The organism is Erwinia sp. MYb416 (assembly GCF_037479575.1).
Taxonomy (GTDB): domain Bacteria; phylum Pseudomonadota; class Gammaproteobacteria; order Enterobacterales; family Enterobacteriaceae; genus Erwinia; species Erwinia rhapontici.
This window is the reverse complement of sequence record NZ_JBBGYT010000220.1, coordinates 478-1,528: the sequence shown is the minus strand read 5'-3', so window position 1 is coordinate 1,528 and position 1,051 is coordinate 478. Positions and strand designations below refer to the sequence as shown.

Below are 1,051 nucleotides of genomic sequence, written 5' to 3'. Positions count from 1 at the left end.
TTGCGTGGAGTTTTATGGAACAGCCCCAGAGAACCCGCAACCTTAATCTTTAACGTTGCCGCTGCGTGCGTCGGCCCGTTTCGGTTAAGCGGGCGTCAAACACCTTATTTCGGGGCTTCCAGCGCTTCAAGGCTGGCAGCTCCGTCAATACTGGTTCCGGTCTGCATCACCTGCACCGTCTGGTGCGGTGCTTTAATTCCCGCTGCATCAAAGTGTTTCTTCACCATCCCATCCAGTGCGAAACGTACCGTCCACTGTTTCAGCGGTTGAGTGGTGAACGACACGCGCACCGTGAAGGACTGATTGGTTAAGCCCACCAGACCGGAAAATGCCGGCTCCCCGATCACCATTGCGCGAATACTGTCGTCTTCCAGCAGCGCTTTCACTGCCGCCTGTAGCGTGGTGTTAACCCGTTCCGTGTCTTCCCGGCGGTCGACATCATAGTTGGCGACAAAGGAACCGATGCCGCGTACGAAGTTGGCAAAGGTGGTGATCGAAGACCAGGGAATAATATGATACGCCCCGGTATCCTGGCGTACACCAACGGAACGAATCGACATCCGCTCTACCGTGCCGGTAATCGGCCCGATGGTCACCAGATCTCCGGTATTCATGCCGTTTTCAAACTGAATAAACACCCCGGTAATAATATCCTTCACCAGCGTTTGTGAACCGAACGACACGGCCAGTCCCAGCGCCCCGGCGCCGGCCAGCAGTGGCGCAATGTTCACCCCAATCTCGGACAGCAATATCATGATGGTGATGGTGCTGATAATCACCGCCAGCGCGTTACGGAACAGCGTCAGCAGCGTGCGAGTGCGTGCGCTGGGCATAGGACGTCCGTGGGAGTCAGATGCCAGACGGCTCTCAATCAGGCTGGCGAGCAGCGTCCAGCCTACTGCGGAGAAGAACAGGATCACCACAATACGAATAATCATATCCACCAGCTTTTCCCCGGCACCCGCTGTCAGCCAGTGCCAGAGGTCGAACAGGTTCCACGCGTTTAGCAGCATCAGGGTGACGGCAAATACGGTAATGATCCGTGCCAGCT

1 protein-coding gene is annotated in these 1,051 nt (G+C 56.4%); it reads right to left on the bottom strand.

What is annotated here, in order from left to right; translation table 11 throughout:
* Nucleotides 1-104 precede the first annotated feature (104 nt).
* Nucleotides 105-1,051, bottom strand: a 947-nt coding sequence (ybiO, locus tag WH277_RS02030; protein ID WP_339504103.1) for a mechanosensitive channel protein, incomplete at its 5' end; no start/stop codon positions are given.